This is a genomic window from Paraplanobispora takensis, from assembly GCF_016863195.1.
GTDB lineage: Bacteria > Actinomycetota > Actinomycetes > Streptosporangiales > Streptosporangiaceae > Planobispora > Planobispora takensis.
The window spans coordinates 32,712-49,737 of record NZ_BOOK01000019.1; the positions used below are offsets into that span (position 1 = coordinate 32,712).

At 73.6% G+C, this 17,026-nt stretch carries 12 protein-coding genes; 9 read left to right on the top strand and 3 right to left on the bottom strand.

Annotated elements, in window-relative coordinates; translation table 11 throughout:
• The first annotated feature begins 6 nt into the window (after nucleotides 1-6).
• From manB to Pta02_RS14370, 3 genes are all read left to right on the top strand, one after another.
• A complete protein-coding gene (manB, locus tag Pta02_RS14360; RefSeq protein ID WP_203875297.1) occupies nucleotides 7-1,101 on the top strand; it encodes a mannose-1-phosphate guanylyltransferase in 1,095 nt (364 codons plus the stop codon).
• 133 nt (nucleotides 1,102-1,234) lie between these two features.
• Nucleotides 1,235-2,098, top strand: coding sequence for a DNA-3-methyladenine glycosylase family protein (locus Pta02_RS14365; RefSeq protein ID WP_203875313.1), 864 nt, complete (start codon nucleotides 1,235-1,237; stop codon nucleotides 2,096-2,098).
• A 28-nt stretch (nucleotides 2,099-2,126) separates the two neighbouring features.
• Entirely contained in the window at nucleotides 2,127-2,555 is a 429-nt protein-coding gene (locus tag Pta02_RS14370; protein WP_203875298.1) for an isochorismatase family protein, read from the top strand.
• 28 nt (nucleotides 2,556-2,583) lie between these two features.
• Here the strand turns inward: Pta02_RS14370 and Pta02_RS14375 are convergent, their stop codons facing one another.
• Nucleotides 2,584-2,778 (bottom strand): hypothetical protein, encoded by a 195-nt coding sequence (locus Pta02_RS14375; RefSeq protein ID WP_203875299.1) that lies wholly within the window; start codon nucleotides 2,776-2,778, stop codon nucleotides 2,584-2,586.
• Nucleotides 2,779-2,947: 169 nt separating this feature from the next.
• Between Pta02_RS14375 and Pta02_RS14380 the strand changes: the two genes are divergently transcribed.
• Complete coding sequence (locus Pta02_RS14380; protein ID WP_203875300.1) at nucleotides 2,948-5,542, top strand: bifunctional FO biosynthesis protein CofGH; 2,595 nt, start codon at nucleotides 2,948-2,950, stop codon at nucleotides 5,540-5,542.
• A 75-nt stretch (nucleotides 5,543-5,617) separates the two neighbouring features.
• Nucleotides 5,618-7,375, top strand: coding sequence for a substrate-binding and VWA domain-containing protein (locus Pta02_RS14385; RefSeq protein ID WP_203875301.1), 1,758 nt, complete (start codon nucleotides 5,618-5,620; stop codon nucleotides 7,373-7,375).
• 65 nt (nucleotides 7,376-7,440) lie between these two features.
• On the opposite strand, the gene Pta02_RS14390 is transcribed toward Pta02_RS14385, so the two are convergent.
• Both Pta02_RS14390 and cofD read right to left on the bottom strand, forming a co-directional pair.
• Nucleotides 7,441-8,763 (bottom strand): coenzyme F420-0:L-glutamate ligase, encoded by a 1,323-nt coding sequence (locus tag Pta02_RS14390; RefSeq protein ID WP_203875302.1) that lies wholly within the window; start codon nucleotides 8,761-8,763, stop codon nucleotides 7,441-7,443.
• Nucleotides 8,760-9,728 carry a 2-phospho-L-lactate transferase gene (gene cofD / locus Pta02_RS14395; protein WP_203875303.1) on the bottom strand — a complete coding sequence of 323 codons (969 nt, stop codon included), beginning with the start codon at nucleotides 9,726-9,728 and terminating at the stop codon, nucleotides 8,760-8,762. Before cofD ends, Pta02_RS14390 begins: the two co-directional genes overlap by 4 nt.
• A gap of 239 nt (nucleotides 9,729-9,967) precedes the next feature.
• Here cofD and Pta02_RS14400 point away from each other — a divergent pair, with 239 nt between their 5' ends.
• The 4 genes from Pta02_RS14400 to Pta02_RS14415 form a co-directional block, all read left to right on the top strand.
• Nucleotides 9,968-12,109 carry a sulfite exporter TauE/SafE family protein gene (locus Pta02_RS14400; protein ID WP_203875304.1) on the top strand — a complete coding sequence of 714 codons (2,142 nt, stop codon included), beginning with the start codon at nucleotides 9,968-9,970 and terminating at the stop codon, nucleotides 12,107-12,109.
• A gap of 231 nt (nucleotides 12,110-12,340) precedes the next feature.
• Entirely contained in the window at nucleotides 12,341-12,601 is a 261-nt protein-coding gene (locus Pta02_RS14405; protein WP_203875305.1) for a WhiB family transcriptional regulator, read from the top strand.
• Nucleotides 12,602-12,773: 172 nt separating this feature from the next.
• A complete protein-coding gene (locus tag Pta02_RS14410; protein ID WP_203875306.1) occupies nucleotides 12,774-15,635 on the top strand; it encodes a glycosyltransferase family 2 protein in 2,862 nt (953 codons plus the stop codon).
• The coding region (locus Pta02_RS14415; RefSeq protein ID WP_203875307.1) for a DUF5719 family protein at nucleotides 15,632-17,026 on the top strand (1,395 nt) is incomplete at its 3' end. The genes Pta02_RS14410 and Pta02_RS14415, both read left to right, overlap by 4 nt.

Consider the following 17,026-nt stretch of genomic DNA (forward strand, 5'->3'; position numbering starts at 1 on the left):
CGCGGGATGACGGAGACCTCTTTGCCGGAGCTGGAGGCGATCCTCCTCGTCGGAGGGCGGGGAACGCGCCTGCGTCCGCTGACTCTCGGCACGCCCAAGCCGCTGCTGCCCACGGCGGGAGTGCCCTTCCTCGCCCACCAGCTCACGCAGGCCCGGCAGGCGGGCGTGCGGCGGATCGTGTTCGCCACGTCCTACCGGGCGGAGATGTTCCGCGAGGCCTTCGGTGACGGCTCGGCCTTCGGCCTGACCCTCGAGTACATGACCGAGGAGACCCCGCTGGGCACCGGCGGCGCGATCCGCAATGCGGCCCAGGCGCTGACCTGCGGGCCGGACGCGCCCGTGCTGGTGCTCAACGGCGACATCCTGTCGGGGCACGACACGGCCGACCAGGTGGCCCGGCACATCGCCCGGCGGGCGGCCGTCACCCTGCACCTGACCGAGGTCGAGGACCCCTCGCGGTTCGGCTGCGTGCCGACCGACGACGAGGGCCGGGTGACCGCCTTCCTGGAGAAGACGCCCAACCCGGTCACCAACCGGATCAACGCCGGCTGCTACGTCTTCACCCGCTCGGTCATCGACACGATCCCGCAGGGCGAGGTCGTCTCGGTCGAGCGGGAGACCTTCCCCGGGTTGATCGAGTCCGGTGCCCTGGTGCTCGGCTACGCCGACTCCGCCTACTGGCTCGACGTGGGCACCCCGGCGGCCTTCGTCAAGGGCTCGCGCGACCTGGTCCTCGGCCGCCTGGCCTCACCGGCCCTGCCCGGCCCCGTCGGCGAGCTGCTGGCCCTGCCCGGCGCCGTGATCTCGCCGGAGGCCAAGGTCGACGGGGGGACGACGGTCGGCGCCCGCGCGGTCGTCGAGTCCGGCGCGCAGGTCAGCGGGAGCGTGCTCGGCGACGACAGCGTGGTCTGCTCCGGGGCGACGGTGACCGACTCGGTCGTCGGGCCCGGCGCCCGCATCGCCTCCGGCGCCGTCCTGCGCGACGCGGTGATCGGCGACGGGGCGGTGGTCGGGCCGGGCAACGAGCTCCTGGCGGGCAGCCGCCTCTGGCCGGGCGTCACGCTCCCCGAGTGCGCGATCCGCTTCTCCAGCGACGTCTGAGGGCGAGAAGGTGGACCTCCGGTACGGCGCGGCTCCCCCCGCGGGACCCCGCTGTGCGGGGCCGTCCGGAGAACCGGGGGGCGCCGCCGGGCGGCCCGGGGTCCGGGAGCGGCGCTGGCGGCCGGACGGGCCGCTGGACATCACGCTCATCCTGCACCCGTACCGGCGCGGTGACGGGGACCCCACCTGGCGTGTCACGCCCGACGGGGCGACCTGGCGGATCTGCCGGACCCCCGACGGACCGGGCACGCTCCGGATCTCCCGGTGCGAGGGGAAGGTCCTGGGCTCGGCGTGGGGGCCGGGGGCGGAGTGGCTGCTGGAGACGTTGCCCGCGCTGCTCGGTGCGGGTGATGACCTGTCCGGGTTCGTCCCCAGGCACGAGGTGGTGCGCCGGGCGGTCGGGCGGCACACGGGGCTGCGGATCGGGCGGACCTCACGGGTGCTGGAGGCACTGGTGCCGGCCGTGCTGGAGCAGAAGGTCGTGCTCGCCGAGGCGCGGCGGGCGTGGCGGTGGCTGCTGGCCCGGTACGGCGAGCCCGCCCCCGGTCCCGCCCCCGAGGGCATGCGGGTCTTCCCCGAGGCCGAGGTGTGGCGGTCGATCCCGTCGTGGGACTGGCACCGGGCCGGGGCGGAGGCCGTACGGGCCAGGACGATCGCGAACGCCGCCCGGTACGCGGCGAAGCTGGAGGCCGCCACCGGCAGCGCGGAGCTGGACCGGCTGCTGCGGGCGCTGCCCGGGGTCGGGGTCTGGACGTCGGCGGAGGTGCGCCAGCGCTCGCACGGCGACCCCGACGCGGTCTCGGTGGGCGACTACCACCTGCCGTCGCTGGTCGGCTGGTCGCTGAGCGGGCAGCGGACCGACGACGCCGGGATGCTCCGGCTGCTCGCCCCCTACCGGGGTCACCGCCACCGGGTCGGCCGGCTGCTGGCCCTGACCGGCCGCAGGCCTCCCGCCCGGGGCCCCAGGACGGCCCCGCGCGACTACCGCTCCTTCTGAGCGGATCGGGTCCTCGTAGGATCTGGTCATGGCTCTCGACCCGCGGCGTACCGCCGTCCTGGCCCTGCACTGGCAGGTCAACGTGATCAAGGCGGAGGGGTTCTTCGGCGGGATGCTGGCCGAGCCCGTGGCCCGCAGCGGCGTCGTGGGACGGGCGGTGCGCTTCCACGACGCGGTGACCGCACTGGGCGTGCCCGTCGTGTTCACCCGGTTCACCGTGCCGGAGGGCGAGGGCGGCCTGATCAGGAACACCGGGTTCATGCGGGCCGTCGGCGACGCCCAGGAGGCCTTCCGGCCGGACGCTCCGGGTGCCCAGGTGATCCCCGAGATGCTGGAGCAGGCGGAGGCCGGGCACGTCGCGGACAATTCTCGGCTGTCCGGGGAGCGCCGGCGGCGCCCGGTGGCCGCCGCCGGGCGAACCGGGTGCGGGCGAGCCGGGTCAGCCGGGTGCGGGTGATCCGGGTGCGGACGAGCCTGGTGCCGGGTCAGCCGATTACCGGCGTCGGCCGGCGGGAGGCCGTCCGCTCGCGGGCCGCGAACGCCGGCACGCGACCGTCGCGCGTCCTGATCTCGTAGGGGTCGGGCTCGGCGGGTTGCCAGTCACGGCCGTCGCGCGTGTCCGCCCCGATCAGGGGGGCGAGGGCGGCGATGGCGAACAGGGCGAGGATGAACCAGATCATTTCCGTCTCCTGGGGAGTGGTCCTGCGGTGTGCCTCTAATCTATGCAAGCGCAAGCATTTACGTCTATCGAGACTTTCTTCATTGATTCGTTTAGAGACGCTGAACACTCTGAGTCTACACCGTAGACCCGGCTCCGGAGGAGAGTCCGTCGCGCCGTAGGGTGCGGGCATGAGCGTGAACCCCACCGATGCCGCGATGCGCCGGTCCCTGGCCCGGGCCCGCGACGGAAAGACCCTGGACCCGGCCGAGGCCGCCGTGCTGCTGCACGCGCGCGGCGACGACCTGCAGGCCTTGCTCGGCCACGCCGGGCGGGTCAGGGACGCCGGTCTGGAGGCCGCCGGGCGGCGCGGGATCATCACCTACAGCCGCAAGGTCTTCATCCCGCTGACCCGGCTGTGCCGTGACCGCTGCGGGTACTGCACGTTCGCCACCGCCCCGCACAAGCTCGACAGCGTGTTCATGGGCCCGGACGAGGTCCTGGAGATCGCCCGGCAGGGGGCGGCGATGGGCTGCAAGGAGGCGCTGTTCACACTGGGCGACCGGCCCGAGGACCGCTGGCACCAGGCGCGGGAGTGGCTGGACGCGCACGGCTACGACGACACGCTGTCCTACGTACGGGCGATGGCCGTCCGGGTGCTGGAGGAGACCGGCCTGCTGCCGCACCTCAACCCGGGGGTCATGACCTGGCGCGACCTGCAGCGCCTCAAGCCGGTCGCGCCCTCGATGGGCATGATGCTGGAGACGACCTCGCGGCGGTTGTTCGAGGAGAAGGGGCAGCCGCACTACGGCTCCCCGGACAAGGACCCCGCGGTACGGCTGCGCGTGCTGGAGGACGCGGGACGCTCCAACGTGCCCTTCACCAGCGGCATCCTGATCGGCATCGGCGAGACGGTCGAGGACCGGGCCGAGTCGCTGTTCGCGCTGCGGAGGGTGGCGCGGGAGTACGGCGGGCTCCAGGAGGTCATCGTCCAGAACTTCCGCGCCAAGCCGGACACCGCGATGCGCGGCATGCCGGACGCCGACCTGCAGGAGCTGGCCGCCACGATCGCGGTGGCCCGCCTGGTGCTCGGGCCGAAGGTGCGCCTGCAGGCCCCGCCGAACCTGGTCGACTCCGAGTACGACCTGATGATCCGGGCCGGGATCGACGACTGGGGCGGGGTCTCCCCGCTGACGCCCGACCACGTCAACCCCGAGCGCCCCTGGCCGCAGATCGAGGAGCTCGCCGCCCGCACGGCCGCCTCCGGGTTCACGCTGCGGGAGCGCCTGACGATCTACCCGGAGTACGTGCTCGCCGGCGAGCCCTGGCTCGACCCCCGGCTGAGCGCCCATGTCGCGGCCCTGGCCGACCCCGCGACCGGCCTGGCCCGCGAGGACGCCGAGATCGTGGGCCGCCCCTGGCAGGAGCCGGACGGCGGTTTCGCCTCCGCGGGCCGTACCGACCTGCACACGGCCGTCGACGCCGAGGGCCGCGCCGCCGACCGCCGCGACGACTTCGACCACGTCTACGGCGACTGGGACGCCCTCAGGGAGCGCCTGCCCGCCGCCTCCGGGGTCGCGTTGCGGCTGGGGGAGGTGCGCGAGGCGCTGCGGCGGGCGGAGAGCGACCCGGCGGGGCTGACCGAGGAGCAGGCGCTGGTCCTGCTCGACCTCGCCGGTGACCAGAACGGCGCGGGGGCCGACGACGCGGCCCTGGACGAGCTGTGCAGGATCGCCGACGGCCTGCGCCGGGAGGCCGTGGGGGACGAGGTCACCTACGTCGTCAACCGGAACATCAACTTCACCAACGTCTGCTACACCGGCTGCCGGTTCTGCGCCTTCGCGCAGCGCCGTACCGACGCCGACGCCTACACCCTCTCGCTGGACCAGGTCGCCGACCGGGCGCAGGAGGGCTGGCTGGCCGGGGCGACCGAGGTGTGCATGCAGGGCGGCATCCACCCCGACCTGCCCGGCGACGCCTACTTCGACATCGCCAGGGCGGTCAAGGCCCGGGTGCCGCAGATGCACGTCCACGCGTTCTCCCCGATGGAGGTCGTCAACGGCGCCAGCCGGACGAACATGTCCATCGAGGACTGGCTGACCGCCGCCAGGGAGGCCGGCGTCGACTCGCTGCCCGGCACCGCGGCGGAGATCCTCGACGACGACGTGCGCTGGGTGCTGACCAAGGGCAAGCTGCCCGCCGAGGAGTGGGTGGAGATCATCTCGACCGCGCACCGGCTGGGCATCCCGACGACCTCCACGATGATGTACGGCCACGTGGACACCCACGCCCACTGGGTCCGGCACATCCGGCTCATCCGCCGCATCCAGGAGGAGACCGGCGGGTTCACCGAGTTCGTGCCGCTGCCTTTCGTGCACCACAGCGCGCCCATCTATCTCGCCGGGATCGCCCGTCCGGGACCGACCGCGCGGGAGAACCGGGCGGTGCACGCGCTGGCCCGCGTCCTGCTGCACGGCGCGATCGCCAACATCCAGTGCTCATGGGTGAAGCTCCGCGACGACCTGTGCCGCCAGGTCCTGCAGGGCGGGGTCAACGACCTGGGCGGCACGCTCATGGAGGAGACGATCAGCCGGATGGCCGGCTCGGAGAACGGCTCGTTCAAGACGATCACCGACATCGCGGCGATGGTGGCTCCGACCGGGCGTCCGCTGCGGCAGCGGACGACCTCGTACGGCGTTCCGGACGCGGAGCGACTGGCCGCCGCGGCGGCCAGTGACGGAGTTTGTCAAAGCGTGCGTAACTTCATCCCGCTAGACCGTCTATAACATGTTCTATACAGACTTGCGCTGTGTAAGGGGTTGGTTGGGAGAATCGTCATTCCCCTGACGAGAGGTCCAAGCGTGTCCACCCCCGGTCGGCATCGCGTGGCCGGCGGCGCCGAACGGCGCCGCCGGCAGGTGCGTCAACGTCTCACCCTCGCCGCCGTCGCGCTCACGGTCGCCCTGGCCGGGGCGGGAGTGCTGGCGCTCGACCGGGTGGGCGGGCCGTGCTCGGGGGGCGATTCCGTCCTGGTCGACGTCGCCGCCGCGGTGGACATCGCGCCCACCGCGATGGAGGCGGCCGAGCGCTTCAACGCCGCCAAGGCGGAGGTCGACGGCCGCTGCGTACTGGTACAGGTTACGGAGCAGCCGCCGGCCACCGTGCTGCGGACGCTGATCGGCGACACCGCCGGCGTGCTGCCGGCCCGCCCCGACGGCTGGATCTCCGACTCCTCCGCCTGGATCCGGCTCGCCCGCAAGCAGGGCGCCGACGACCTGGCGGGCACCGAGACCGTGATGGCGACCTCGCCCCTGGTCTTCGCCACCCGCAAGTCCCTCGCCGACCGGTTCGCGGTCGGCGAGACCGACATGAACTGGCGGATGGTCTTCCCGGCCACCACCCGGGGCCGGGTCCAGCCCACCGAGAACGAGCCCGACGTGGTCCGCGTCCCCGACCCGTCGCTCGCCGGGGCGGGAATCGCCACCGTGGCCGCGGCCAGGGACGTGGTCGGCACCGGCCCCGAGGCCGACCGGGCGCTCACCGCCTTCGTCCGCTGGGCGCAGGCGGGGTCCGCGCCCGACTACCGGAGCATGCTCGAAGCGGTCGACGAGCGGTCCTTCTGGAAGCGGCCGGTCGTGATCGTCCCCGAGCAGTCGGTGTGGACCCACAACCGCGCCCCGTCCTCCGACCCGGTGGTCGCCCTCCACCCCCGCGAGGGCACCATCAACCTGGACTATCCCTACGTGGTCACCTCCGCGGACCCGGTCAAGGCGGGCGGGTCGCGGGCCTTCGCCGACTGGCTGCGCTCCGCCGAGACCCAGGACGCGGTACGGCGCGCCGGGTTCCGCTCGGCCGACGGCTCCCTGGGCCCCTACTCGCCCGGACCGGAGATCCCGACCACCTCGCCCCGCACCCGCCCGACCATCCTGCCCGCCACGATCGACGAGGCGCTGGAGGCGTGGAGCAGGCTGGCGCCGCCGACCAACATCCTGGTCCTGGCCGACAGCTCCCGGCACATGGCCGAGCCGATCGAGGGGCAGAAGGGCAAGACGAAGCTGTCGGTCGCCCTCGACGCCGCCCGCCTGGGCCTGCAGCTGTTCCCCAACTCCACCCACATGGGCATGTGGGAGTTCGCCGACGGCAAGGGCTCCGGCGACCGGCGGGAGCAGGTGAAGCTCGGCCCGATCACCGAGCCGGACGGCGGCCAGGTCATCCGGCGCAGCCGCCTGGAGGAGCTCACCCGCACCCTGCGCGCCGACCCCAAGCGCTCCAGCTCCCTCAACGACGCGATCCTCGCCGGGTTCCGCGAGGTGACCGGCGCCTACGACGACAAGATGAACAACACCCTGCTGGTCATCACCGCGGGCAAGGACGACGGCAAGGGCATCTCCGACAGCGGATTGCTCCAGGCGCTGCGTGAGGAGTGGGACCCGCAGTATCCCGTCCAGATCGTCGTCCTCGCCTTCGGCCGCGACCTCGACCGGTCCTCCCTCGCCCAGGTCGCCGCGGTCACCAACGGCTCCCTGCACGTCGCCCAGCAGCCCGGCGAGATCATCGACGTCTTCCTGTCCGCCCTGGCCCGCCGCCTGTGCCACCCCACCTGCCGCCGGGCCTCCTGATCCGGCATGCGATCGGCGTGATCGAGTGATCGACCTCGACCGGCTCCGCCGCGGAGGCGCGAAGGTCAGCGGGTGACGATGAAGTCGGCGGCCTTCCTGGGGGCGCGGTCGCGGGGCGGGGCGGCGGGGCGGCCGATGGCCACGGCGCCCATGGGGTCCCAGGTCGCGGGGAGGTCGAGGACCTCGCGGACCACGTCGCGGCAGAACATCGTGGAGGACACCCAGGCCGAGCCGAGGCCCTCCACCGCCAGCTGGACCAGGAAGTTCTGCACGCCCGCACCCGTGGCGACCACGAACATCTCCCGCTCGGCGGCGTTGCGGCGGCCGTCGCGGTAGGTGTGCGAGCCCTCCATGACCAGGCAGGGGACGGCCAGGTAGGGGGCGTTGCGCAGCACGTCGCCGCGCCTGACCCGCTTGGCGATCGACTCCTCGGAGAAACCGTCGCCGCGCAGGTCGGCGATCCACGCCTCGCGCATCGCGTCGAGCAGCTTCTCCCGCGTCTGCGCCGACTCCAGCAGCACGAACCGCCACGGCGTCGTGTGGTGCGGGGCGGGCGCGGCGATCGCGGCCTCCACGGCGCGGCGGACCTTGGCGCCGTCGACCGGCTCGGGGGAGAACTCGCGGATCGTACGGCGGGCGAAGACCACGTCGCGCGAGCCGTAGCGGAACATGTCCTCCTCGGACTGGCGGACCAGCTCGCGGATGCCCGGGCCGTCGTCCTCGGTGGTGTACTCGGCCATGCCCCGGATCACCGCCACCGGGGTCTGCGCCAGCTTGCCCTTGACGAGGTCGCCGGCCGCGGCGAACTCGTCGGCCACCGCGGTCAGGGTGACCTCCAGCGCGTTGCCGTGGTCGTCGGACAGGCCCCGGTAGTCGAGCATGGGCGGCACCCCGGCGACGCCGACGGCCATGTCGGTCTGGCCGTTGCGCCACGGGCGGCCGAAGGTGTCGGAGACGACCACCCCGACCGAGACGCCGAGCCCGTCGCGGATGCCCGCGCGCAGCGTCCTGGCGGAGGCGTCGGGATCGGCGGGGAGCAGGACGACGGTTCCCGGCTCGGTGTTGGAGGCGTCGACCCCGGCCGCGGCCATGACGAAGCCGTGGGAGGTCTCCGCGATCACCGTCTCGCCCCGCCGGGCCACGACCCGCACGGTCTCGTCCGTGATCGCCTCGGCACGGGCCGTGTCCCGGCGGACGCGGCCCTCGGTCTTGCTGATGACCTTGGAGGTGACCACGAGGATGTCGCCGTCGCGCAGGTCCGGACGGGCCGCGGAGATCAGTGCGCCGAGGTCGTCGCCCTCGCGGACCTCGGGGATGCCGTCGATCGCGAAGACCTCGATGCGGACCTCGGCGGGGACGTCGGCCTGGAAGCGCCGGATCCTGCTCATCGCGCCTCCTCCCCGGCCCGGCCCTGCCGCTCCGAGAGCCGCACGGCGAGGTCGACGGCGGCGCGGGCGATGCCGGCCGCGGCCCCGGCGTCGTGCATGATCAGGGGACGGGCCTCCACCACGACGCCGTCGAGGCCGACCCCGGCGTCCTGCTCGGCGACCAGCCAGCCGTCCACCAGCGGCGAGCCGTACAGCTCCAGCACGGCCTGGGCGGTGGTGTCCACGCCGATCGCGGTCAGGCAGGCGTCGGCCATCCCGCGGACCGGGGCGCCGCCCACGATGGGCGAGACGCCGACGACGGTCTTGCGCTCCAGGGCCTCGCGGATGCCCTTGATCTGCAGGATCGTGCCGATGCTGACCACCGGGTTGGACGGCGGCAGGATCACGACGTCGGCCTCGTCGATCGCCTGCAGCACGCCCGGGGCGGGGCGGGCCTCGTCGGCGCCCACCAGGAGGATCTGCTCGGCCGGGACCGCGGCGCGCAGCCGTACCCACCATTCCTGGAAGTGCACGGCCCGGCGGCCCTGCTCGTCATTGATCACGACGTGGGTCTCGGTCCGGTCGTCGCTCATCGGGATCAGCCGCACCCCCGGCTTCCACCGGTCGCACAGCGCCTCGGTGACCTGGGACAGGGGGTATCCGGCGTCGAGCATCCGGGTGCGCACGATGTGGGTGGCGAAATCGCGGTCGCCCAGGCCGAACCACTGCGGCTCCATCCCGTAGGCGGCGAGCTCCTCCTTGACGACGTGCGTCTCGTCGCTCCGTCCCCAGCCCTGCTCCTCGTCGATGCCGCCGCCCAGGGTGTACATCACCGTGTCGAGGTCGGGGCAGACCCGCAGGCCGAACAGGGTGATGTCGTCACCGGTGTTGCCGATGACGGTGATCTCGGCGTCGGGGGACGCGGCGAGCAGGCCGCGCAGGAAACGGGCACCGCCGATTCCGCCGGCGAGGGACACGATGCGCATGGCGACCAGTCTTCCACCCCGGACGAGGGGTCCGGTCGAAGGGGTTGTGCCCGACCGGGGCCCATCTTTTCTCGATCGTTATGCGGGCCGTCTGCGCTGGCAGCGTCATCTCGGTAGATGCCGGAAGTATCCCTCTCTTGGGGGTAGTGGGATACTTACGTGGTTGAAGTGCTTCCTGGGTCTACCGACGCCAAAGTCGGCCATGTGCAAAACTTGGCCCGGGTTTACCCGAGGACCCTATGGGGGTAATTGTGATCAACGTCGACGCCGGTCGGCTCCGGGAACCGGCCGCGTGGCTCATGGTCGCCGCGGCGTGCTTCGGCACGCTGTCCGACGTCAGGCAACTGCTCTTCGGGGACGCGTTCGGGGCGTCCTTCGCCGGACGCGCGGCCCTGTACCTCCCGCAGCTCGTCTCGCCGGTGATCTGGGCCCTGCTCGTCGGCGCGGTGCTGCTGGCGAGCAACTTCGGCCCGCCCATCGCGAGGCTGAAGATCCTCGTCTACGTGGCGGCGGGCACGCTCGCGGTGTCGGTGGTCTTCGGGTTCATCGGGCTGCTGGGCGGGCTGTTCAGCGGATCCTCCGGGTTCCTGGAGAAGATCGAGTTCCTGCTGGAGGGCCTGCCGCTGCTGGCACTGAGCGCGCTCGCGCTGCTCTATCTGCTGCCGAAGGCCGTCCCCTCCGGTCCCCGGGCGACCGAGTTCCACCCCCAGAGCTTCCGCCCCGACGGAGGGTTCGGCGGCGGGCACCCGCAGCAGCCGCCCTCCTCGCCCATCCCCTCCTACGCCCCCGGCGCCGCCTCGCAGGCGCCGCCCGCTCCGGGGCAGGCCCCCTTCGTTCCCGGGCAGGCTCCCTTCGCCCCGGCGCACGACCAGGCTCCCTTCGCCCCGGCCCATGACCAGGCGCCGCAGGCCCCGTACGGCGCGCAGGCCCCGCAGGAGCCCTCCGCGCCCGCTCCCTCCGCGCCCTACAGCCCGCCGGCCCTCCCGCCCGCTCCGGCTGACGCCTACGCCTCCCAGGCCTCTCCCGCGCAGGCCCCGTACGGCACCCCCGCCGACGACCGGTCGTACGGCGCGCCCGCCGGTTACGGCCAGGCCCCGGCGCAGTCCTACGCCGAGCAGCAGGCCCAGTCCTACGCCGAGCAGTCCTACGCCGAGCAGTCCTACGCGTCGCCCGCCGAGCCGCAGGCCCCGGTCTACGGTGCGCCCGCCGAGCAGTCCTACGCCGCGCCAGCCGAGCAGCAGCCGGCCCAGCACGCGGAGCCGCAGACCTACACCCCGAGCCCGTACGTCGCGGCGGACGTCCAGCCGTCGGCTCCGGCCAGGCCGTACGAGCCGCCGCTGAGCTCCTACGAGCCCCCGGCCCACGCCTACGCCGCGCCCGCGGAGCAGCAGGCCCCGCCGGTTCAGCCGGTCCAGTCGCAGGGGTACGTCCCCTCGTCGACGGAGCCCCAGCTGTCGTCCTACGGCCAGGCCGAGCCGCAGCAGGCGGGGTACGGCCAGCAGGGGAGCGCGCAGCCGTACACCCCGTCTCCGACCGAGCCGCAGCTGTCGTCCTACGGCCAGGCCGAGCCGCAGCAGCAGTCGTACACTCCGGCCGACAGCCACCCCGGCCTGCCCTTCGACGGTCAGGCGCAGGCATCCTTCCCGGCGCCCCCGGAGAACTACGGCCAGCCGCTGACGGGTTACTCCGGAGCGGAGTTCGCGCGGCAGGCCGAGCAGGGGCCGCATTATCCGGATCCGGTGGACGCCCGTTCCCAGCAGATCGCCCAGGCCTACCAGCAGGCCGAGAGCTACCAGCAGACCCAGGGTGGCGGGACCGAGCCGCAGCTGCGGGTGCCGGAGTACGGCGCGCCCGGGTACGACGACCCCTTCGGGCACCCGCAGGCCTCGCAGAGCGCCCCGCAGTGGGAGACCCCGCAGGCCTCGCAGAGTGCACCTCAGTGGGAGACGCCCCAGAGCTCGCAGAGTGCACCTCAGTGGGAAACTCCGCAGATGTCACAGAGCGCCCCGCAGTGGGAAACGCCCCAGAGTTCACAGAGCGCCCCGCAGTGGGAGACCCCGCAGGCCTCGCAGAGCGCTCCGCAGTGGGAGACGCCCCAGGCCTCGCAGAGCGCGCCCCGGTGGGAGCCGCCGGCCGCCGACGCGACGCTCAGGTTCGACCCGGCCGCCTACCAGAACGACCCGCTCAACGCGCCCGGCCCGGTCGGCCACGCCGCGGCGCCGCAGAGCTGGGACTCCCAGCCGCCCATCGACCCGACGGCGATCTACACGCCCGAGCGTCCCGGACAGGTAACGAGCGGGGAAAACAGTGACAGAGAAAGGGTGGGCCCCGGTCAGGAGCAGAACACGTCCTGGTACGGTTCCGACCGCAGGGAGCACTGAACACCCCGGGTGATCGGCCGCGATCACCTGGGAAGGTGCCGTCGTCGCAGGCACGCGACGTGATAAACCGGGGAGAGCGGGTCTTTCCCCGGATACCGGCATGCCGCTTGACGCCACACCGGCAGCACGCGTGTAATTACAAGCGTGTTGTTACGTCTTCCTCCAGGTGGGTAAGGGGGGGACGTTCATAAGGGGGGCTCCATATGCGGGCGGGCGGCAGGGAGGTGTGCAGTGACCGACCTGGTCATCGCACAGGACAGCAGCGCTGAAGAGCAGCTTGGCTGGCAGGAACGCGCGCTGTGCGCGCAGACCGACCCGGAGGCGTTCTTCCCGGAAAAGGGGGGATCGACCCGGGAGGCCAAGAAGGTGTGCCGCTCCTGTGAGGTGCGTGCCGAGTGCCTCGAATACGCGCTCGAGCACGATGAACGGTTCGGGATCTGGGGCGGGCTCTCCGAACGGGAGCGCCGCAGGATCAAGCGTCAGGCCGTCTGAGGCGACGACGCCGAATAAGGAAATCCGAGACGCCCTCCGGGGCGCCTGACGATATCTCGATGAGGTCACGCGGTCGTAGCCGCGTGGCCTTTTTTCGTTGGGGGGATATTGGCGGATATAAGGTGCCGTATCGTAGTCGCCCTGATCACCCCCCTTCTGAACTCCGGGACGCATGTCCAGCACCGACCCCCGCTCTCCCCGCCACATCGTCACCGCGATCGTCGTCGCCCACGACGGAGCCCGCTGGCTGAGGGAGACGCTCGACGCGCTGCTCCGGCAGACCCGCCCGGTGGACCGGGTCGTCGGAGCCGACAACGGCAGCCGTGACGGCAGTGCCGCGCTGCTGACCGAGGCCCTCGGCCCGAACGCCGTGCTCTCCCTTCCCCGCTCCACCGGTTTCGGCGAGGCCGTCGCCGAGGTGCTCGACCGGCTGGAGCCGGCCGGGGGGCGCGAGTGGATCTGGCTGCTCCACGACGACTGCGCCCCGGACGCGCGGGCGCTGGAGACCCTGCTGTGGGCCGCCGACCAGGATCCCAAGGCGGCGGTGCTGGGCCCCAAGCTCCGCGACTGGCTGGACCGGCGCCTGCTGCTGGAGGTCGGCGTCACCGTCGACCGGACCGGCCGCCGCGACACCGGGCTGGAGGCCCGCGAGTTCGACCAGGGACAGTACGACGGCATCCGGGACGTGCTGTCGGTCTCCACCGCCGGGATGCTGATCCGCCGCGACGTCTGGGACGAGGTGGGCGGGCTCGACCCCTTCCTGCCGATCTTCCGCGACGACCTGGACCTGTGCTGGCGGGTCAGGTCGGCCGGGCACCGGGTGCAGAACGTCACCCGGGCCGTCGCCTGGCATGCCGAGGCCGCCCACCGGCGCCGGCGCCGCATCACCGTCAGCGGTGACCACCCCCGCCGCCTGGACCGCCGCAACGCCATGTTCGTGGTCCTGGCGAACCTGCCGCCGCGGCCCCTGCTGTGGGCGCTGCTGCGCAACATCGCCGGCTCGTTCTTCCGCGCGATGCTGTTCCTGGTGGCCAAACAGCCCGCCAACGCGTTCGACGAGATCGTCGCGCTCGGCTCCATCCTCGCCCATCCGGTGCGGATGTTCAGGGCGCGCCGGGCGCGCGCCAGGGGCAGGAAGCAGAACCACGCCGCGATCCGCAGGTTGCTCACCCCGCCGGGGGCGGGCTACCGGCGCCTGGCCGACCGGGTCCAGAGCTATCTGGCCGGATCGGGGTTCGTGGAGTCGGCCGGACGGCACCACGCGATGGCCGCGGCGGAGGACGGGGAGGAACTGCTCACCGACGACGCCGGGACGATGCGGCGCGTCCTGCGCAACCCGGGCGTCCTGCTGTTCATCGCCCTCCTGCTGGTCACGCTGGTCGCCGAGCGCGGCCTGATCGGCGGCGCCCGGCTGGGCGGCGGCGCGCTCGTGCCGGTGAGCGGCGGATCGGCCGACCTGTGGCGGCTCTACACCGAGGGCTACCACACGGCCGGGCTGGGCGGCGACGGCTGGGCCCCGCCGTACGTGGCGGTGCTGGCCTCGCTGTCCACGGTGCTGTTCGGCAAGACCTGGCTGGCGGTCTCGGTGCTGCTGCTCGGCTGCGTCCCGCTGGCCGGGGTCTCCGCCTACGCGGCGACCCGCTCGATGGTCCCCGGCAGGTGGACCCGCGTCTGGCTGGCGTCCTCCTACGCCCTGCTGCCCGTCGCCACCGGGGTGGTCGCGGCCGGGCGGCTCGGCACCGCGGTGGTCTTCGTCCTGCTGCCCGTCTACGCGGCGCTGGCCACCGGGATCCTCACCGCCGAGCCGCGCAGGGCCCGCCGCGCCGCCTGGGCCCTCGGGCTCGCCCTGGCGATCGGTACGGCCTTCGCCCCGCTGGTCTACCCGCTGACCCTGCTGCTGGGCGCCCTGGCCGCCCTGGCCTTCCCCCGCAGGGGCGTCGGCGTCTCGATGGCCGTGGCGTTCGGCGTGCCGGTGGCGTTGCTGCTGCCCTGGCTGGCCGAGGTGGCCGCCGAGCCCGGCCGGCTGCTGCTGGAGGCGGGCCTGCACCAGCCCTCCCTGACGGACTCCGCGCTGCCCGCCGCCTCGCTGCTGCTGCTCAGCCCCGGAGGGCCGGGCATGCCGCCGCTGTGGGTGACCGGCGGCCTCATCGCCGCCTGCCTCGCCGCGCTGCTCATGCGCCGCAACCGGATGGTCATCGCGATCGGCTGGGGTGTGGCCCTGTTCGGCGTGCTGGTGGCCATCCTGGTCAGCCGTACCCAGGTCACCTCGATCAACGGCGACACCGAGGCGCCGGCGTGGCCGGGCGTGCCGCTGGCCTTCGCCGCCACCGGGATGCTGGTGGTGGCCGCCCTCACCGCCGACCGTGTCGCCGAGTTCCGCGCGGCCGGAGGACTGCGCCGCGTCGCCGCCCTGCTGGTCGTGCTGGTCGCCTTCTCCACCCCGCTGCTCGCGGCGGGCATGTGGGTCACCCGGGGCGTGCCCGGCCCGATCAGCGGCGAGACGCGTGACGTGGTGCCCGCGCTGGTGGCGGCCAGGTCCACGGGCGGCGAGCGGACCCTGCTCCTGCGCTCGGACGGCGGCGGCCTGACCTTCACGGTGCTGAGCGGCCGCACGCCGATGATCGGCGAGGCCGACATCCCCACGCCCGCCGGTCCCCGCGACCAGGTCGGCGTCGCCGCGGCCGGGCTGGTCTCGGGGCGCGGCGGCGACGACGCCCGGGTGCTCGCCGCCCACGGCGTGCGGTTCGTGGTGGTGGTGCGCCCGGTGAGCCCCGAGGTCGGCCACGCCCTGGACTCCCAGCCCGCGCTGGTCAGGATGAGCCTCTCCCGCGACCTGGGCGTATGGCGGCTGACCCAGCCCGTGGCGGTGCCGCCCACCCCCGAGGGCGACCCCTGGCACGCCCGCTGGCTGTGGGCCCAGGCGGCTATGGTGCTGCTGGTCCTGGTGCTGGCCGCGCCCGGTTCGCGCGCCGCCGACCGCGAGGTCGTCCCGCTGGAACTGCCCGAGACCGCGAGGGAGCTGGCGACCCGGTGAAGTCCCTGATCGAGAACCGGTTCGGCCTGCTCGTCCTGGTGCTGGTGGCGCTGCTGGCGCTGTACGGCACGGCCTCGGCGACCCGGCCGAGCCCGGCGGCGCAGCAGCCCCCCGGCCCCCGCAAGGTCCCCGTCGCCTCCGTGACGACCGTCTGCCCCGATCCCGCCGGAGCCCAGGTGGGCGTCGTCACGCCGGCGGACGGCGAGATCACCGGCCCGGGCGCGACGACGGTCACGGCGGGGGAGAAGGTCCTGGGCACCGTGGACGCCCCGGGGCGACCCTGGTACGACGAGATCCCCGCCAAGACCGGCCCCGTCACGGTGGCCGCCACCGGCAGCGCCGCCGCCGGCCTGGAGGCGGCCCAGACCCGCAGGGAGACCTCGGGGAGCATGCGCGGCCTGGCCGGGGCGCGATGCGCGGAACCGGCCGCCTCCACCTGGCTGGTCGGCCCGGGACCCGCGGCGGCCGAGGTCACGCTGCACCTGACCAACGCCGACCTCGCCCCGGCCGTGGTGGAGATCCTCGTCTACTCCGGCGAGGGGCCGGTGACCGGCGACACCTCGGGCACCGTCACCGTCGGGCCCGGAGAGAGCCGCGCGGTCAACCTCAAGGAGCTGGCCCCCTCGCCGCTCGTCATGGCGGTCGAGGTCCGCACCGTCTCCGGCCGGGTCGCCGCCGCGGCCCGCGCCGTCATGAACGGCGGCAAGGGCGTCGACTGGCTGCCGGCCGCGGCGCCCCCGGCCACCAGCGTCGTCGTGCCGGGCGTGCCCGGAGGCGGAGGAAAGCGAGAGCTGCTGGTCGCCTCACCGGCCGAGGCCGACACCCTGGTCGAGGTCAGGGCCCTGACCCCGGACGGCACCTACGCGCTCAAGGGCCGCGAGCTGGTCGAGGTGCCCGCCGGCTCGGTCGCCACGGCCGACCTGTCCACCGGCGTCGGCGGCCAGCCCGCCGCGCTCGTGCTCACCTCGGACAGCCCCATCGTGGCCGGGCTGATCGTCACCGGGACGGGCAAGAGGCCCGACGTGGCCTTCACGGCCGGAGCGCCCCCGCTCGACCTGGGGAGCGTCGTGGCCGACAACCGCACCGGCAAGGACAGGAGCTCCCGGCTGCTGCTGGCCGCCCCCGAGGCGGCGGGCCGGGTGAGCGTCCAGATCCTGCCGCGCTCGGGCGAGCCGCCAGAGCCGCTTCAGGTGGACATCGCCCCCGCCCGGGTCAAGGAGGTCAAGCTCCCCAAGACCGACGGCGCCTTCGCGGTGGTGGTGCTGCCGCTGCCGGGCTCGGGGCCGGTGTACGGCGGGCGGGTGATGGACGAGAAGCTCAAGGACGGGCTCGCGCTGACCGTCCAGCCCCTGGCCACGGCCCGCATGTGGGCGCTGATCCCGCCGATCACC